This is a genomic window from Streptomyces sp. NPDC003943 (genome assembly GCF_053605265.1).
On record NZ_JBSGIW010000021.1, the window covers coordinates 1 to 15367 of the forward strand.

The window sequence follows — 15367 nt, forward strand, 5'->3', positions numbered from 1 at the left end:
GTACGGTCACCCGAGTCGCGCCCGCCGGCGCCGGCGCCCGATCCGGTGCCGAGGCCGCCCGCGGGTCCGGCCGCGCCCCACCGGGAAGCGCCGCGGAACCGCACGGTGACGGGGCGGCCCCCGCGGTCGTAACTGGGCACCTGATAGCCGTCCCCGGACGTCTCCTCGCCTTCGGCGCGGGCCCCGCCGTGAGCCTCGGGTGCGGGCGTTTCCGAGAGGTGTCCGCCGGCCGCCCGTACCGCGTCCGCGAGGGCCTGCCGGACAGCCGCCTCCAGGAGCCGGGCGGTGTCCGTCGCCAGCCCCTCGGGTCGGGCGACGGACTCGGGCAGGTGGAAGTGGCGCTCGGGGCGGCCGGTGTTCACTGCACCCTCCTTCCGGCGATGATCCGGTAGACCGTGCTGAGGTCGTCGGCGGTGACCTCGAAGACGATGTCGGGATGGCGGGCGCTGAGCCGGGCGAGCACCCCGCCGCGTGACCCGCCGCCGAGGCCGGCGGCGCAGATTCTGCAGACCTCCTCGTCGACGCGGATGTACACGGTGTGGCCGCGCGCCGCCTCCCGTTCGGCCTCGGTGAGGGCGTTCAGGCGGGCGTCGAGCTGCTGGCCGATGTCCTGCTCGGCATGGCCGTGGGCCTGCCGCACGACGACTCTGTCCGGCGGCCGGATGTCATGGGCGGGGTCGTACGAGCCGAGGGCGAGCGGCGAGCCGCCGGAGAACCGCTCCCCGGCGAGCGCGGGGATGTCCGAGCGGGCGACGGCGACCGTGCCCCGGTACCCGGCGGCGGCCTTCGCGGTCGGCTCCACCCACTGCACTCCGGCCAGGGTCTTGAGCTCCTCGTATCCGGCCGGCTCGACGGATGACGGTTTGCGCAGCCCGGCCGCCTCCAGGCGGCGGCGCTCGGCCTCGACCGCGTCACGCGCCGCGCGCAGGTCCTCGCGCAGCTGGTCCTGGACGGCGGGGTCGCTGGGGCGCTCGGGCCTGTAGGGGCGCCGGGTGCCGCCCCACGCCTCGTTCAGGAACCCCTTGGCGACCGGGTCATGGGCCTCGCGGGCCAGCAGCTCCTCGGGGCCTGCCTTCTCGTACCACCACCGGTCCAGGGCCGCCTCCCGGTCGGTGAGGGATGCCTTCTTCAGCTGCGCCCAGCTCTGCCACCGGGGAGCGGGGCCGGGTCCCGCGGTCTTGGCGGCGGACGCGGGCACGGGTTCGGGAGTCTCGGGCGGCGGCACGGACGCGGGGCTCTCATACAAGGGCTCGACCCGCGCGGGAACGCGCGACTCGGTGCCCGTGGGGCGGGCGTGGGTGAGCCCCTCCGCCGCCTCGTCGACGCGCTTGACGAGCGCCCGCGTCCAGGCCCGTGCCTCCGCCGCCGACAGGCCCTGGCCCATGGCCTGCTCCATCCGTTGTTGGGTCAGGGCCATGGCTTCGGCCCATCGTTCCGCCGTGACGCCCTCGGTGCTCAGGAGGCGGGTCAGCAGGGCGGCCTTGACCAGGGTCGGACGGGCCCGGGTCAGGAGTCCGTGCAGGAACGGCTCGACGGTGAAGGCGGCGACGACGCCGACGACCGCGTCGAACTCCATCTTGGCCACGTACACGTCGATGTCCGACCAGCGTCCGGCGACGACGTCGTGGGCGAAAATCTGCAAGGCCCCCCAGGCCGCGCCGCCCACCGCTCCGGTGACGAGCCTGGTCGCGAGCCAGGAGGCGATCCTGGCCCGCAGGGTGGCGGTGCCGATACGGCTGCCGGCCCAGCCACCGAGCCCGGCGCCGATCCGGTAGCCGGTGACGGCGCCGAGGTAGCCGTCGACGGCGGCCATGAGGAAGCCACCGACGCTCGCCTCCTCCTCGTGGAGCAGGAGCTTGAGCAGGTAGGCGCCCTCCGAGAGGGCGATGTTGAACCTTACCGCCTTGATCCCGCCGCCCAGTCGGACGAGGGAGGCGACGACGCCGGCCTCCCAGGCGACGGCGAGCCCGCCGATCGCGAGCACGGCGAAGCCGAGGGTGCGATAGTCCTCCCCTTCGCGGCCGAGCCGCCACTGCACGAGCCGTGCCTCGAACGCGCCGACCGGTTCGCGCAGGGGACCCGCCGCGATCCCCCACGCCTCCCCACGGCCCGCGACACGCGACACGATCTCGAACCCCACCTCGTAGGAGGGCAGTCCGTTCTCCTGGGCGTCGTACACCTCCAGGAGCCGGATGCCGTACTCGACCTCGACGCGCTCGAAGTCGTCCTCGGTGATCCGGGCCGCCCGCGCGGCCCGCTCCATGGCCACGGCCGTGAACTCCTCCTCCGTGTAGAGGCGTTCATCGCGCCCGCTGAGGATGTCCTCGACCATGGACCGCCGCTGCGCGAGGAGCGCGTCGCGCAGCGCCTCGGCCCTGCCCTGCTTCGGCCGCACGACGGTGACGGTCTTGCCATAGACGGACTGCGTGTCCCCGAAGAGCCGGCCGGCGAACACGGTCTCGTCCGGGTGCCGGTTGAGCTGCACGGCGCCCTGCATGGTGCCGCCGACCGTGTAGGCGTGGGCGGTGGTGACGGCCCGTTCCCTGGCGAGGGAGGCGCGCAGCGCGCGTACCCGCTCGTGGTGCGCGTACGGGGTGGCCTCGGACTGCTGGAGCAGGCGCAGCCGCAGGGCGAACCGCCGGGTGGCGTCGGCGGCGTCGAAGAACTCGTGCAGTTTCCCGTGCCGTTCGATGCTGCCCAGTACGTGTTCGAAGAGGCTGCCGAACCGTCCGCGCGCGTGCGAGGTGGTCTTGGTGAGCACCCGGTCGAGGGCGGCGCCGAAGCGCTCGTCCCCGATCAGCGCGACGAGCTCGCCGGCCAGCTTCCGGGCCTCCGGCCGGAGGACCGCGGCGCCGAGGGTCTCCGCGGTGAGGTCGAGACCGGCCCGGCAGTAGAGGACACGCTCGCCCGCCACGTCCGGCCACTTGGTCTCCTGCCGGACGGAGTCGGGCACACCGGGCATGGCGTCGCCCTCGGCGGACTCGGCGACGAAGAGGCGGGAGGCCGGCTGGTGGCGCGGGTGCCCGTCGCCCGTGTTCCGGTCGAACAGTGCCAGGAGGAGTTCGCGATCGATTCCGGCCGGGGTGCGGACCGGGTTCGAGGCGGCGCGCAGCACGGCGGGCCGGGTCCAGACGGTGACGGTCTCGCTCGCGAACTCCTCGGCGTACCGGCTCCATGGAATGCCGGTGGCCCGCTCGAAGACGGCCTCGTCCACGCAGAACCCGGCCTCGCGCACGGTCATGGTGACCGAGAGGCCGGGGCCGAGGACAGCGACGTCGGTGAGGTCGGCGCGCGGCAGCCGCATGGAGGCGAAGACGACGTGTCCCATGGGCACGTGCGGGATTCGGGCGGCGACGGTCCCGCTCTCGTCGGCCTCGGTGAGCCGCCGCAGCGCGGCCTCGGAGGCGGAGTGCGCCCAGGCCGGATCGGTCCTCCCTCCTTCCTCCTTCTCCTTCTGCCCCTTCTCCTTCTGCTTCCCGGAGCTCCTGGTCAGCAGCTCCTGCCCCAACACGTCGGCCGCGTACGTCGCCCTGTTGACGCGCACCAGCCAGACGTCGACCGGGCGCACGGTGCCGGTCAGCGAGCGGTACAGCACGGCCTGGGCGAACGGCTGTCGCATCACCTCCGCCACGTAGCCGAGGAACCGGTCGACCTCGATCCGCGCCCGCACGGCGGCTACCACGGTCCAGGGCTCCCGGCCGTGCACCTGGATTCTGGCGGGGCGGCCGGCGTCGCCGTACGAGGGCAGCGCGTAGCCGTCGTCCACGTCCCGCCCCGGGTCGTGCGCCTCCCGCACCCCGAGGCCGTCCGCCGCGGCCCACGGCGACGCGCCGCACTGGCGCCCGATCTCCCGCTCGGCCTGCGCGAGGCGCCGGGCGACGAGGGTGGTCAGGCGCCGGGTGAGCGCGGCGAGTTCGTCGGGGCCGGGCTCGCCGGTGAGGGTGATCCTCACCGGCACGTGGACGTGGATCTCCAACGGGACGGCCTCGGCTACTCGGTGACCAGCGTCATGATGCGCAGCCCGGAACCGACCATGTCGCCCCGGTCGGTCCAGAGGCCGAGGTCGAAGACGTGCAGGCTGCCGATGGGGGCGCCTTCGGGGAGTCGGACGACGATGTCGGTGGGGATCTTGTTGGGCCGGCCCTCGGCGAAGGTGAAGGGAGTGTCGAGTCCGGGGATGAGCTCGGACCGCAGGTCGAAGCCGGGCGCCACGCTGCTGAGCGTGATGGGAACCGGCCCCCGGGAGGTCATCAGGCTCAGGCCGCCCACGGACGTCCCGTCGCCGTTCGGCACGATGCCCGAGTGGGTCCTGAGCACGTCGAGCTGACCGGCGTCGGGCTTCGTCGTGACGTGGTCGGCGCGGACGAGGTACCGCGTTGACGCACCGAGGGTGGCGGCGGCGAATTCCGGGGGCGGATAGGTCGTCGTGGGGATGTTCTTGGATGTGCCTCCGCCTCCGCCTTGCGGGGCGGGCACCAGCATGATGTTGCACTGGCCGTGATGCGGATCCTTGTCGGGGTGCAGGGGTTCCGTCGACGTGACCGGCACTTCCTGGCCCTCACCGCCGCCCTGCTGGAAGGTGTTGGCCATGAGGCAGAAGTGTTTCTGGGGCTCTCCGCCGAGTTCGGTGGGGTCCGGGTGCCAGACCGGCGTCATGAAGAACGTGACCAACTCGTCCTTCTTGATGTCCTGAGGGTTTCCGGCGTTTCCGAACCGTTTGACCGCGTCCCCCGGGCTGCTCATGCCGATGCCCGGATCGAACAGCCATGCCTGCACGGAGACGTTCTTCCTCGTCTCGGGTCCCCTGTTCTTCACGCGGACGATGACGTTGTTGTCCCTGCCCGCGTATGCCTTCGTGTCTGTGCCGAACGAACTGCTGATCCGGATGTTGGCGTTGGCGTACGCCGGTGTGGTGGCGTTGGGGGGCCACGGTCGCGTGCCGTCGGTGTCGGCCGCGTCGTCGATGGGGATGAAGAGCTGGTTCTCGGTCACGGGAGTTCCGTTCAGGCGGCGTTGTAGGAGAGCTGCACGCTGGTGATGTAGACGGTGCCCCCGGCGGTGGCGCCGTCGAGGCTCGCGTTCACGAAGTAGCTGAAGTGGGACATGTCGACCAGGCCCTTGCCGGACGTGACCGGCTGGGCCTCACCGAAGGCTCCGCCGGAGCACGTGACCTCGGCGATCTGCTCGGGCGGGCCGAGGACGCTGAGCGAGTTGCGGAAGAGCGTCACCTTCAGAGTGCCGTCGCCGGCGTTCCGGCCGGTGGCCCCGAGGGTGAGCAGCTGGACGCCGTCGGGAGGTGTGACGGTGAGAAGCCCGGAGAGTGTGATGTCGGTTGAGCTCGCCCGGGTCGCCACCCCGGTCGCGTCGAGCACCCACTCCGCCCTGAGCTGCACGGGCGCGAACGTCGGCGCCAGGGTCAGCTTCCGCTGCACCACCGGCCGCTGCGCCACCGCCTTCAGCCCCGCGTCGATCGCCGTCACCACCCCCGACAGCTTCTCCAGGTCCCTCTGGATCGCGTCGAAGCGGACGTTGAAGCCGTTCTGTCCACCGGCCGCCACCCGGTCTCTGTTGTCCACCCACGCCACGTGTTTGAAGGTGGGGCTGAAGCTGATGTCGGTCACGGATTCCCTCCGGTCAGGGGACGGGTGACGATCTCCACGCCCAGCGGGCGCAGGTCGTCGAGGAGGTTGAGGATCAGGTTCCGGGTGGCGGGCGGCAGCGTGTGGCCGGTGAGTTCGGGGCGGAGCCGTACGGTCATCTGGTACGGACCGGGCTTGTCGCCGACGCGGTAGGCGGCCTGTACCCAGGCGGGGCCGGGGCGCAGGCCGCGTACGGACATCTCGCCCGGCGCGGTGGTCACGAGGGCGGCGGCGCCGTCGCCGGTGGACCAGGCGAGCACGCCGGCGGCGCCGGCCTCGGCGGTCGCGGGGGTCACGGTGAGGGGCACGGTGGTGCCGGTCTCCAGGCAGTCGATGTAGAGCCCGGGTGCGCTGACCCGGACGGGGTCCTGGTCCTCCTGGGCGACCGTCACGACGCCGCCCGCGACGCGGACGTAAGAGAAGCCGGCCCGGTGGGCGAGCGCGCCGAGCGTTCCCGGGGGCAGGTCCGGGTGGCTGAGGCGCAGTTCCCGTGCCTCCTTGGCGAGTTGGCTCGCGGTCGCGCTCAGGTCCCTTCGTACCGCGAGCCTGCCGGTCGCCGAGGCGGGCAGCAGGGCGATCAGGGCGTCGAGGTGTTCGGCGAGCTCGCGGCGCATCCGGTGGTTCTCCGCGTCCGTTCCGTACTCGGCGTGGGCCGGGTCGTCGTGGCGCACGAGGAAGGCGGGGTGGAGGCCCTGGCCGGGCGGCATGGGCGCGGGCGGGTCGGGGTCGAGGGTGCCGTCGGCGCCGATCGCGGTGCCGTCGGCGACGGTCACGGGGTGGACGGTCAGTTCGCGGGTGGCGGAGAGGGTGAGGGAGTCGAGGCGGAGTTCGGCGGTGACGATCACGCGCCCCGCGGCCTTGCCGGTGAACGTGACGGACGCGCCCTCGGCCGGCGGGGCGAGCACGCCGCGGCCCGCGCCGCACTGCACCACGTACCAGCGGACGAGGGAGCCGGGGGGCAGCAGGACGGGCCGGGCGGCGAGCGTGATGCTGCCGTCGACCGGGACGGTGCCGCCGGCGGTGTCCATGCCGAGGAGTTCGCCGGGGGCGCACTCGGCGTAGACGAGTCCGTCGCCGCGATGCGTGACGAAGTCGAATCCGGCCCAGTGGGCGAGGGCTGCGAGCCGCTCGGAGGGGAGGGTGGCGTGGCTGATCAGCACGGCGCGGCCGGTGGCGCGGGCGTCGGCGGCCGTCGGGTCGTATCCCGCGTGCACGCGGGACCTGGAGGTGAAGAGGTTGAGCTGGCCGATGGCCGCGGCGACGACGGGCTGGGCGCGCATGGGATCGGGTACGCCGGGGAGCGGATCGGGCTCGATGGCGAAGGGTGACAGGGTGACGAGGAAGTCGGGGTGGAAGGGTTCCTCGGCGCGGGGCCGGCGCAGGTCGGTGCCGATGGTGCCGAGCATGTCGATGCTCTGGCCGGGGAGCAGGGCGGAGGGGACGACCCGCAGCGGCAGCAGGCCACGGCGCAGTTCGGCGTCGGTGTCGTCGAGGACGAGCGGGTCGGCGATGCCGTCGATCGGGCCGACGGCGTCGTTGAGGGCGGCGGCGAGTCCGGCGGGGGTGGGCAGGGTCCAGCGGCGGGCGACGGTGAGGCGCCGGCGGTAGGCGTCGTCGGTCTCGCCGGGGGCGCGGACGACGCCGAGGCCGGAGCCGTTGCGGTCGAGTTGGGCGCCGTAGGCCTGGGCGGGGTGGCGCTGGGCGACGGTCCGGGCGAGCTGTCGGCGCAGGTGGTCGCGTTCCCAGCCGACGGCCCACAGCAGCCGGCTCATGGTGCCGAGGAGGGCGGTGAGCTGCCACCACTCCTCCTGGCCGCCGGTGAGCCCGGACTGGATGCCGGTGAGGATGCCGGTGCCGTCGGGCAGCGGGACGGAGGTGCCGGCGGTGAGCCCGTCGGGCAGCGGCACGGTGAGCGTCGCGCCGCCTCGGACGCCGAAGGTGACGGTGGTCGCGGCGGGGATGTCCTGGCGGGCCTGGAGGACGTAGAGCGGCTGCGGGACGACGCCGAACCGGGCGGTGTGCAGGGTGAAGTCGTACGGGTCGATGACCGTGCCCCGCACCACGAGCCGCAGCTGGTCGGCGCCGCGGGCGAAGGGCGCGGTGAGCCGGGCGGCCATGTCGGCGACGGCGAGGCGGGGCCGGTCGGGCGCGGCGGCCGGGTCGGTGGCGGTGGTCGGGCCGGTGGTGGTGGTCACGCGCCCACCACCTCGATGCTGCTGAGGGCGGGGTCGGTGGCGAAGACGGCCATCTCGGTGGGGCCCATGGCGAGGGACTCGCCGATGGCGGCCTCGACGGTGCCGAGCTGATAGGGCACGGAGCCGAAGCCGAACCGGCCGAAGGAGGGCGGGCAGCGCCGCAGATGAAGCCTGCGGACGTCGTCGACGCCGGGCTGTTCGGCGACGGCGCACATCACCCGGGCGTAGAGGACGTCGTCGCCGAGGCGGAGCCGGCCGATGTCGGCGGCGAGGCGCTCTCGGATGCGGGTGACGGCAGTGGGGCCGTCGAAGCCGGCGGCGAGGACGATCTCGGCGCGGACGGCGACGTCGATGTGGTCGGCCTCGACGATGTTCAGGTGGACTCCGATGGGCCTGACCCGGTCCACGGCCTGCTCGACGAGCTCGTACACGCCGGTCACGGAGCCGGGGGCGGGGAGGGTGCGCCAGGGCCGCAGGCCCCGGTGGGCGACGGCGACCTCGGCGAAGTAGGGTTCGCCGACCCGGCGTTCGTCGCTGAAGGTGCGGCCGCCGAAGTCGAAGCCGCCGAAGTATGCCTGGGAGACGTCGATGCCGCCGAGCGGGTCGGAGACGCGGGCGTCGATGACGTCGGACACGCCGAGCGCGGCCTGCCGGACGCTCTCCACGGTCCACAGGGCGCGCGGGAGGGCGATGATCCGGGCCCGGTAGGCGTCGTCGTCCTCGGGGATCAGCTCGTCGAAGGGCGCCGGGTTGGTGACGACGAGGGCGGCGGGCGGCCAGTCGGCGAGGTACTGGGCGCGGTGTTCGGGGTGCACGTCGTCGACGGTTCCGGCGGCGACGGGCGCGTCCCCGGGGTCGACGGCGAGGACGCGTACGGTACGGGCGGGGGCGGCGGCGGTCAGTTCGACGGGCGCGGTGGTGGCGAAGGCCCGGGCCGGGTCTCCGTCGCCGAGCAGGACGGTCGCCTCGGGCAGCACGTAGGTGCGGCCGGGGACGCCGCCGGTCAGCGTGAGCGCGACGGTTCCGGCGCGGCGGCCGGGGTGGCGGGTGAGTCCCGCGTCGTCGCCGAGCAGGTCGAGTGCGGCGCCGGACGCGGTGGCGGTGAACTGCCCGTAGTACAGGGCCTCCATCCGCTTCCACAGTTCGGCGTCCTCCTGCGCGACCACTTCCAGGATCTTGCCGAGGGGGCTGGTGGACGACAGGTCGACATCGGCGCCGAGGGCGGCCCTGGTGCGGGCCTTGCTCTCGGCGAGGATCACGTCGAGGCCCTTGAGGACGAAGCCGTCGCGGGTCACGCCGTACGTCATGGTTCACACCTCCACTTCGGCGGTCAGGGCGGTGGTCCGGCCGTCGACGGCCTCGACGAGGACCCGGGCGGTCAGGAGCCGGACGACGGGGTCCTCGGTGAAGGTGACGTCGAGGACCTCCCGTACCCGCGGGTCGGCGGCCAGGGTGCGGACGATCTCCAGGCGCAGCAGGTCCTTGAGGACCCGGCTGCCGCCGGGGTGGGTGAAGGCCTCGCCCGCGCTGAGGCCGTACCGGTGGTTGCAGCGGTCGGTGCCGTACGGGGTGAGCAGGCGCAGGGTCAGGGCCTGGACGAGGTTGCCGAGGCCGCGCACCTCGGCGAGGCCGGTGCCCCGGACGACGAGGTCGCCGTCGTCGAGGAGCAGGCTGTGGCCGAGGGGTTCCGGGGTTTCGTCGGTTGCCATGGTGGTCGGTTCCTCAGTCCGTACGGAGCAGGGTCTGGCCCGCGTCCGCGACCTGCCAGGCGACGGGGAGGACGGGGGTGGCCTGGGTGGTGCCCTGCGCGGTGGCGAGGGCGACGGGCGTGCCGCCGACCGCGAGCAGCCGGCTGGCTCCGGCGCTGACCGCGGTGATCCGCGCGCAGGGCGCCTGTCCCTTGGTGGCGTCGACGTTGGGGCAGTCGGGGACGGTCGCGGCGAGCAGGTCGGTGACGAGCAGGGCGGGTGCGCCGCCGACGGTCAGCGCGCTCTGCGAGGCGGTGGCGAGGACGGTGCCGCCGTGGGCGCACTTCAGGACGGAGGCGGTGGTGAGGACCTCGGGCATCACTTCACCTGCACCGAGGCGCCGTCGAGGGACAGGCTCACGGCCCCGTTGGTCAGCGTGATCCCGCTTCCCTTCGTGCGGACGGTGACGGCACCGGCGGGGTCGATCTCGATGGTGGTGCCGGTGTGGTGCTCGATGGTGATCGAGTCGTCGTCGGGCGGGGTGGGGCGGGTGCCGACCTGCGGGAGCTTCGGCGTGCCGACGAGGACGTGCAGACCGCGGGCCTGGATGACCCGGCCGCCGCTGGCGTCGGTGAGGTCGTTGACGCCGGGGCCGGTGGGCTGCCCGTCGGAGCCGGTGCCGGTGGGCAGGGCGAGCCAGTAGTCGCCGGGTTCGGGCGCGGGCGCCCGGGCGCCGGGGGTGCGCGGCCAGAGGTAGCCGACGACGGCGGCGTCGTTGACGAGGTTGCGGTTGTGGGCGAGCAGGGCGCGCATGCCGGGGTAGACGGGGGTCATGAGGCCGCACGGGCCGAACGCGAAGGGCGCGGCGACGGGTTTGTCGAGCAGCACGTCGTCGCCGACCGGGCCGCTGACGCTGGGCGTGCTCATGGAGGGCGGCGGGGACTGCCCGTAGTTGAGGGACACCTGGTGTCCGGCGGCCCGGTAGGAGCTGACCTCGCCGACGTCGACGGCGGGGCGGGCGAGCAGGGCGCGCTCGGCGCCGGCGTCCAGGCGGTCGGTGACGGCGCGGACCCCGTCGACGGCCTCGACGAACTCCCCGGCGCGCGCCGCGACGAGCTGGACCTCGCACACGTAGCCGGTGCGCACGCCGAAGCGGTGCACGAGCCGGTTGACGCGCAGCGGTCCGGCGGGCGTGTCGTCGATGTGGTCGAAGGTGACGACCTGGCCGACCCTCAGGCCGGGGTGGCCGAGGACGACCACGTTCATGGAGCTGCGGACCGGCGGGGCCTCCTCGCCGGGCGCCACGACGAGGGTCTCCTCGCCCTGCGCGTCACCGCACGAGACGAGGTTGACCTCGGGGTCGAAGACGACCGGGGCGGGGTCTTCGGTGCCGACGGCGGGGCCGATGAACACGAGCCGGTCGCGGATGACGACGGGGGCGCGGGCGGTGCCGGCGAGCTCGCGCAGGGCGTCCAGCGCGGTGGGGTTGCGCACCGTGTGGTCGGTGAGCGTCGTCTCGAGGGCGGAGCCCTTGGCGAGGCTGAGACCGGCGGCTGTGACGACCTTGTCGGCGAACTCCAGGGCGGTGGTGGACTGGGCGCGGTGGACGGCCGCAGGGGTCGACCGCAGGTCGTAGCCGCCGGCGTCCTGGCCGGTGAGCCGGACCCGGCCGAGGCCGTCCTCCGCGACCCAGGAGGCGAGTTTGCCGAGGCGGCCCACCATGACGGGGGCGGCGCTGCGGGCGCCTGGGTCGTCGAAGTATCCGAGCCGGATGGTGACGGCGAGCGGACGGCGGGCGAGGGTGGCACGGAGCGCGGTGACGGTCTCGGCGGGCAGGTTGACCAGGGTCACGTCGAAGGTGGACGCGACGGCGCCCTCGACCATGGTGACGGTGATGTCGGCGTCGAGGACGAGCGAGCCGCCGAAGACGTCGTTGGAGACGTTCAGCGGCAGCGCGGTGAGGCCGGCGAGACCGGCGAGACCCGTGCGGGCGCCTGCCGTGGCGGTGGCCGCGCCGGCGGAGACCGCGGGCCCGTCGGCGGGCTGCGCCTCGTCGACGGTGACGCCGTAGCGAATGGCGAAGCTCATCGGGCGGACACCCCCGCGAGGACCTTCGAGCCGTAGCCGCCGGTGCCGTTGAGGTTGCGTACGTCCACCAGGGCCTCCCGGAAGACGAGTTGGAGCTCGCCGGCCGGGCAGGGCAGGGCACGGACGGCCTTGCGGCGCAGCAGCGGGACCAGTCCGCCGGGCTCCTCGCGGGCCACGGCGACCACGAGGAAGGGGCCGTCGCCGAGCAGGTCGAGGACGCCGCCCGCGGCCACCGTCTGCTCGTCGGCGTTGACGTACAGCTCGATCCGGTAGACGTGCTCGCCGAAGCGCAGCCGGAAGGACTGCGGAAAGCCTTCGTCGGCGTCGACGGGCAGACTCGCCTGCATCGGGCCTCCTTTCGGGACGGGGCGGGGGACGGCGCTTGCCGGGGCGGTGGGGCTCAGCCGAGCGGCGGACCGGGTGAGCGGGGCACGGATCCCGGGGCGGGTGCGGAGGGCACGGCGGCGCTGCCCGCGGCGAGCGCCAGGTCGGCGGCCTCCCCGACCAGCACGCCCAGGCTGGAGCGGGGCACGTACTGGAGGGTCATCGACAGGTCGAACGCCTCCCGTTTCTGCACGCTCTGCGCGAAGCGCAGGTCGGTGATCTGCATGTCGAGGCTGAGCGTGAGCCCGCACACGACCGGGATGCCGGTGGCGGCGAGGGCCGGGCCCGCGGCGGAGAGCAGCGCCCGCGAGGTGAGGGCGAGCACCTCCAGGGCCTTCTTCGTGGCGAACCGGTCCGGGCCGAGCAGCAGCGCCTCGATGACGAGGGTCTTCGTGGACGGCTGGGTGGCCTGGGAGAACCTGCTGCCCATGATCCGCTCGACCCGGTATCCCTCGGTCATGGTGATGCTCTGCACGTACAGCAGGGGGATCGTGCCGACGAGGACCTTCTCCGCCACGGGCTACCCCCGGCTGCCGAGTTCGCGGTCGAGTTCCTCGAAGACGTACGCGGCGATCCGCCGGACGTGGTGCTCCTGCAGCTCGCCGACCACCTCCACCTCCACCGGGAAGTGGTAGTGGACGACGTGGCCGGCGTCGCTCCGGTGGGAGACGACGGCCTCGCTGCCGGGGGCGGGCACGATGTACTCGCCCTCGTGGACGAGGGCGATCCCGGTGCGCTCGACCCGGTCTCCGGCGGCCGCCGCCTGGTCGTCGGGGGTCATGGTCAGTCCTCCACGCCGACGTTGAGGGCCATGCAGGTGAAGGTGGCCTGCGGGACGCCGTCGACGGTGACGTTGCTGGGCTGGGCGGCGTTCACCACGCAGCGGCTGAACTTCAGCGAGGAGAACGCCCAGTCGTCGCCCTTCTTCTCGGCGACCGCGATGGCGAACTCGCCTCCGTTGACCGCGAGTTCGGTGAGGTCGGCGACGGCTGACGCGATGGCGGGGATGGTGAGCGTGAAGGTGAAGGTGAAGGGCTGGCGCACATAGCCGACGCCGTCCGCCTCCAGGCTGTGGATCACCGTGTGCGGCACGTTGAACGACGGGGAGAAGTTGGTGATCGGCGAGATCGTCCGGCCGCCGAGCTTCACTTCCAGCCGGGTGTTCCAGTCGGCCATGGGGGCGACTCCTTACTCGATGACGCGGACTAGACGAACTTGAGCGTGATGTTGATGCGGTGGATCGCCCCCGCGTAGGTGACCCGCACCATGACCTCGGCGGCGCGCTCGGTCCGGGCCTTCCGGATCAGCTCCTCCTCGACGGTGGTGGGCTGCGGCTTGTCGAGCAGGGCGAGGATGGGGACGACGATCTCGTAGCCGTCGACGACCTCCGCCCTGCGCAGGGGTTCGAGGACGGTCTCCATCTCGGCGACGAGCCCGCGCAGTCCGGAGCGGGTGATCCGGAGGTTGCCGATGGTGCCGATGAGCTGGGCCTTGAGCCGGAACGTGATGTCGTCGACGACGCGGACGATGTCGATGTACTTCTTGCCTCCGGGGTTTCCCGTGTAGCCCTCGCCGAGATACACCCCGCCGCCCGGGATGAGTGGCGGGTCCACCAGCCAGTTGACACCCCGGCCGGCCGGGCCGCCGGTGCTCTCGTTCTCCGAGCCGTTGAGGCTGATCAGCTCCTGCGCCGTGAACGCGTCCGAGCGGACCTTCACCTGCTTCAGGAGCAGGGAGACATGGGGCTCGTACCCGGCGATGGTGCCGGCGACGGCGGCGGCGACGTCCTCGTCGCTCTTGTGCGCCACGTAGACCATGCGCTCGGTGACCAGAGTGCCGGTCACCACGGCGGGGTCGGAGGCGCCCTTGGCGAGCATCGCGACGCCCATGCGCTCCATGCCGTCGGCCACGGGGGCGGAGACGTGTTCGGCGAGCTTCACGATCGCGGGGGTGGGGACCGCCGGGCCGCTCGCCGGGGTGCTCAGCGCCAGCTCGGTGTCGGCGATCACGACCAGCTGCACGTTGAGGGCGCCCACCTTGGCGAGCGCGTCGCCGTGGGCGTCGGGCTGGGCGAGCCGTACGCCCCAGACCTCGCTGGGGCCGGGCTCCTGCACGAGGGCCGTCGCGATGGCCTCGCCGAGGGGGCCGGCGGCGGTCCTGCGGGCCTCGTTGACGTCGGTGAACAGACGGGGGACGTTGGGCGGGAGGAAGTCCGCGGGCGGGCTGGTGGCGGGCGGGTTCGCGACGCCGACGACGGCGACGTTGCCGTAGGCGCGGACCGCGGGGGCGAAGAGCGCGCCCTCGGTCTTGACGCGGACGTAGCGGACGGGACTGTCGGGCATGGGGGCTGCTTCCTTCCGGAAACGGGGACGGTCTTCGGGGGTTCGCCGATCGGCCCCGCAGGGCCTGCATGTGCGGTGGGAGTGGGGGCCGCGGTCGCGTCAGGCCAGGAACAGCGCCGCGATGCCCGCGCCCTCCAGCAGGCTCTCGATCTGCGCCTGGCCGAGCCCGGGTTCGGCGGGCGGCTGGGGCGGTACGGGGGCGGGGAAGGCGGCGACGAGCGCGTACGGCGCGACGCGCACCCCGAAGGGCCCGGGCACCAGGGGGCGCGCGCTCGCGGCGGAGGCGACCAGGCGGGCCGCCCGTACCGTCCCGGCGACGTCGTCGTGGGCTCCGACGACCACGGCGGCGTCCACGGCGACGGTCCGGCGGTTGGCCGGGTCGGCCGGGTCGAAGACGGGCGGCCTGCGCAGCCTCACCTCGGTACGCAGGTACTCGCCGGAGTCGCGCAGGTCCTCCACCGTGACCAGGCCGTGGCTGCGCATGAACGCGTCCAGGTCCAGGAAGCGGAACTGGTCGCGGAACTCGTCCAGCGTGTCGTACGTGTCGACGGCCTTGACGACGAGGGAGTCCAGGCCGCCGGGGTCGGTCTCGACGACGAGATCGACCTCCAGCTCGGCGAGGACGTCGATCCACACCGGCTCGGTGGTCTCCCCCTCCCAGCAGAAGTCGGAGCGGGTGATACCGGGGACGAACTGGCTCCAGTTGCCGCGGCGGGAGTCGAGCGGGAAGAGCGGCCACTGGGGCGCGGCCGTGCGGACCCGCAGGGCCGACACCGAGTCGATCCGCTCGTGCTCCAGCTCATGGGTGCGCTCGACGAGGAACCGGGCCCGGGGTTCGAGCAGCGCACCGAGTAAGGCCGGATCGGTGAGCCGGGCCAGGGCCCGGTCCTGAATGACACCCATGCACGCGTCCTTTCGCGCCGCGGCGGACCGCGGAGCGAAAGGTGCAGCTCGGCGTGCGGCAGGACATAGGGACGCATGCCCGAACGCCGCGGGACAAGGTCTTCTACTCCGTGCGGAGGAGAAGAGTC

Annotated in this window: 14 protein-coding genes and 1 pseudogene; all 15 read right to left on the reverse strand. The window is 73.3% G+C overall.

Going from position 1 to position 15367, the window contains the following annotated elements; genetic code table 11:
• Positions 1 to 362, reverse strand: a pseudogene (locus tag ACWEV0_RS11835) (hypothetical protein); the annotation flags it as partial.
• Positions 359 to 3976 carry a hypothetical protein gene (locus ACWEV0_RS11840; RefSeq protein ID WP_453148706.1) on the reverse strand — a complete coding sequence of 1206 codons (3618 nt, stop codon included), beginning with the start codon at positions 3974 to 3976 and terminating at the stop codon, positions 359 to 361. The gene ACWEV0_RS11840 and the pseudogene ACWEV0_RS11835, both read right to left, overlap by 4 nt.
• Positions 3977 to 3990: 14 nt before the next feature.
• Positions 3991 to 4992, reverse strand: coding sequence for a hypothetical protein (locus ACWEV0_RS11845; protein WP_453148708.1), 1002 nt, complete (start codon positions 4990 to 4992; stop codon positions 3991 to 3993).
• Between the two features lie 11 nt (positions 4993 to 5003).
• A complete protein-coding gene (locus ACWEV0_RS11850) occupies positions 5004 to 5621 on the reverse strand; it encodes a hypothetical protein (RefSeq protein ID WP_453148710.1) in 618 nt (205 codons plus the stop codon).
• Positions 5618 to 7834: a hypothetical protein gene (locus tag ACWEV0_RS11855; protein ID WP_453148712.1), complete on the reverse strand. Its 2217-nt coding sequence runs from the start codon at positions 7832 to 7834 to the stop codon at positions 5618 to 5620. The genes ACWEV0_RS11850 and ACWEV0_RS11855 overlap by 4 nt, the downstream gene beginning before the upstream one ends.
• Positions 7831 to 9141: a baseplate J/gp47 family protein gene (locus ACWEV0_RS11860; protein ID WP_453148714.1), complete on the reverse strand. Its 1311-nt coding sequence runs from the start codon at positions 9139 to 9141 to the stop codon at positions 7831 to 7833. Before ACWEV0_RS11860 ends, ACWEV0_RS11855 begins: the two co-directional genes overlap by 4 nt.
• A gap of 3 nt (positions 9142 to 9144) precedes the next feature.
• Positions 9145 to 9543, reverse strand: coding sequence for a hypothetical protein (locus ACWEV0_RS11865; RefSeq protein WP_453148716.1), 399 nt, complete (start codon positions 9541 to 9543; stop codon positions 9145 to 9147).
• A gap of 13 nt (positions 9544 to 9556) precedes the next feature.
• On the reverse strand, positions 9557 to 9901 hold the full coding sequence (locus ACWEV0_RS11870) for a hypothetical protein (RefSeq protein ID WP_453148718.1): 345 nt from the start codon (positions 9899 to 9901) through the stop codon (positions 9557 to 9559).
• Positions 9901 to 11610: a hypothetical protein gene (locus tag ACWEV0_RS11875; RefSeq protein WP_453148720.1), complete on the reverse strand. Its 1710-nt coding sequence runs from the start codon at positions 11608 to 11610 to the stop codon at positions 9901 to 9903. Before ACWEV0_RS11875 ends, ACWEV0_RS11870 begins: the two co-directional genes overlap by 1 nt.
• Positions 11607 to 11957 (reverse strand): hypothetical protein, encoded by a 351-nt coding sequence (locus tag ACWEV0_RS11880; RefSeq protein ID WP_453148721.1) that lies wholly within the window; start codon positions 11955 to 11957, stop codon positions 11607 to 11609. Before ACWEV0_RS11880 ends, ACWEV0_RS11875 begins: the two co-directional genes overlap by 4 nt.
• A gap of 53 nt (positions 11958 to 12010) precedes the next feature.
• Complete coding sequence (locus ACWEV0_RS11885; protein WP_453148723.1) at positions 12011 to 12511, reverse strand: hypothetical protein; 501 nt, start codon at positions 12509 to 12511, stop codon at positions 12011 to 12013.
• 3 nt (positions 12512 to 12514) lie between these two features.
• Entirely contained in the window at positions 12515 to 12775 is a 261-nt protein-coding gene (locus ACWEV0_RS11890; protein WP_453148725.1) for a hypothetical protein, read from the reverse strand.
• Positions 12776 to 12777: 2 nt separating this feature from the next.
• Positions 12778 to 13170, reverse strand: coding sequence for a hypothetical protein (locus ACWEV0_RS11895; RefSeq protein WP_453148727.1), 393 nt, complete (start codon positions 13168 to 13170; stop codon positions 12778 to 12780).
• A gap of 29 nt (positions 13171 to 13199) precedes the next feature.
• Positions 13200 to 14336, reverse strand: coding sequence for a hypothetical protein (locus tag ACWEV0_RS11900; RefSeq protein WP_453148729.1), 1137 nt, complete (start codon positions 14334 to 14336; stop codon positions 13200 to 13202).
• Positions 14337 to 14435: 99 nt separating this feature from the next.
• Positions 14436 to 15239, reverse strand: a complete 804-nt coding sequence (locus tag ACWEV0_RS11905) for a hypothetical protein (RefSeq protein WP_453148731.1) — start codon at positions 15237 to 15239, stop codon at positions 14436 to 14438.
• Between the last annotated feature and the right edge of the window lie 128 nt (positions 15240 to 15367).

Excerpts from the sequence above, each read along its gene's own strand:
- ACWEV0_RS11860 (WP_453148714.1), bottom strand. The coding sequence starts at position 9,141 with ATGACGTACGGCGTGACCCGCGACGGCTTCGTCCTCAAGGGCCTCGAC.
- ACWEV0_RS11880 (WP_453148721.1), bottom strand. The coding sequence starts at position 11,957 with ATGCAGGCGAGTCTGCCCGTCGACGCCGACGAAGGCTTTCCGCAGTCC.
- ACWEV0_RS11865 (WP_453148716.1), bottom strand. The coding sequence starts at position 9,543 with ATGGCAACCGACGAAACCCCGGAACCCCTCGGCCACAGCCTGCTCCTC.
- ACWEV0_RS11870 (WP_453148718.1), bottom strand. The coding sequence starts at position 9,901 with ATGCCCGAGGTCCTCACCACCGCCTCCGTCCTGAAGTGCGCCCACGGC.
- ACWEV0_RS11895 (WP_453148727.1), bottom strand. The coding sequence starts at position 13,170 with ATGGCCGACTGGAACACCCGGCTGGAAGTGAAGCTCGGCGGCCGGACG.
- ACWEV0_RS11900 (WP_453148729.1), bottom strand. The coding sequence starts at position 14,336 with ATGCCCGACAGTCCCGTCCGCTACGTCCGCGTCAAGACCGAGGGCGCG.
- ACWEV0_RS11875 (WP_453148720.1), bottom strand. The coding sequence starts at position 11,610 with ATGAGCTTCGCCATTCGCTACGGCGTCACCGTCGACGAGGCGCAGCCC.
- ACWEV0_RS11890 (WP_453148725.1), bottom strand. The coding sequence starts at position 12,775 with ATGACCCCCGACGACCAGGCGGCGGCCGCCGGAGACCGGGTCGAGCGC.
- ACWEV0_RS11905 (WP_453148731.1), bottom strand. The coding sequence starts at position 15,239 with ATGGGTGTCATTCAGGACCGGGCCCTGGCCCGGCTCACCGATCCGGCC.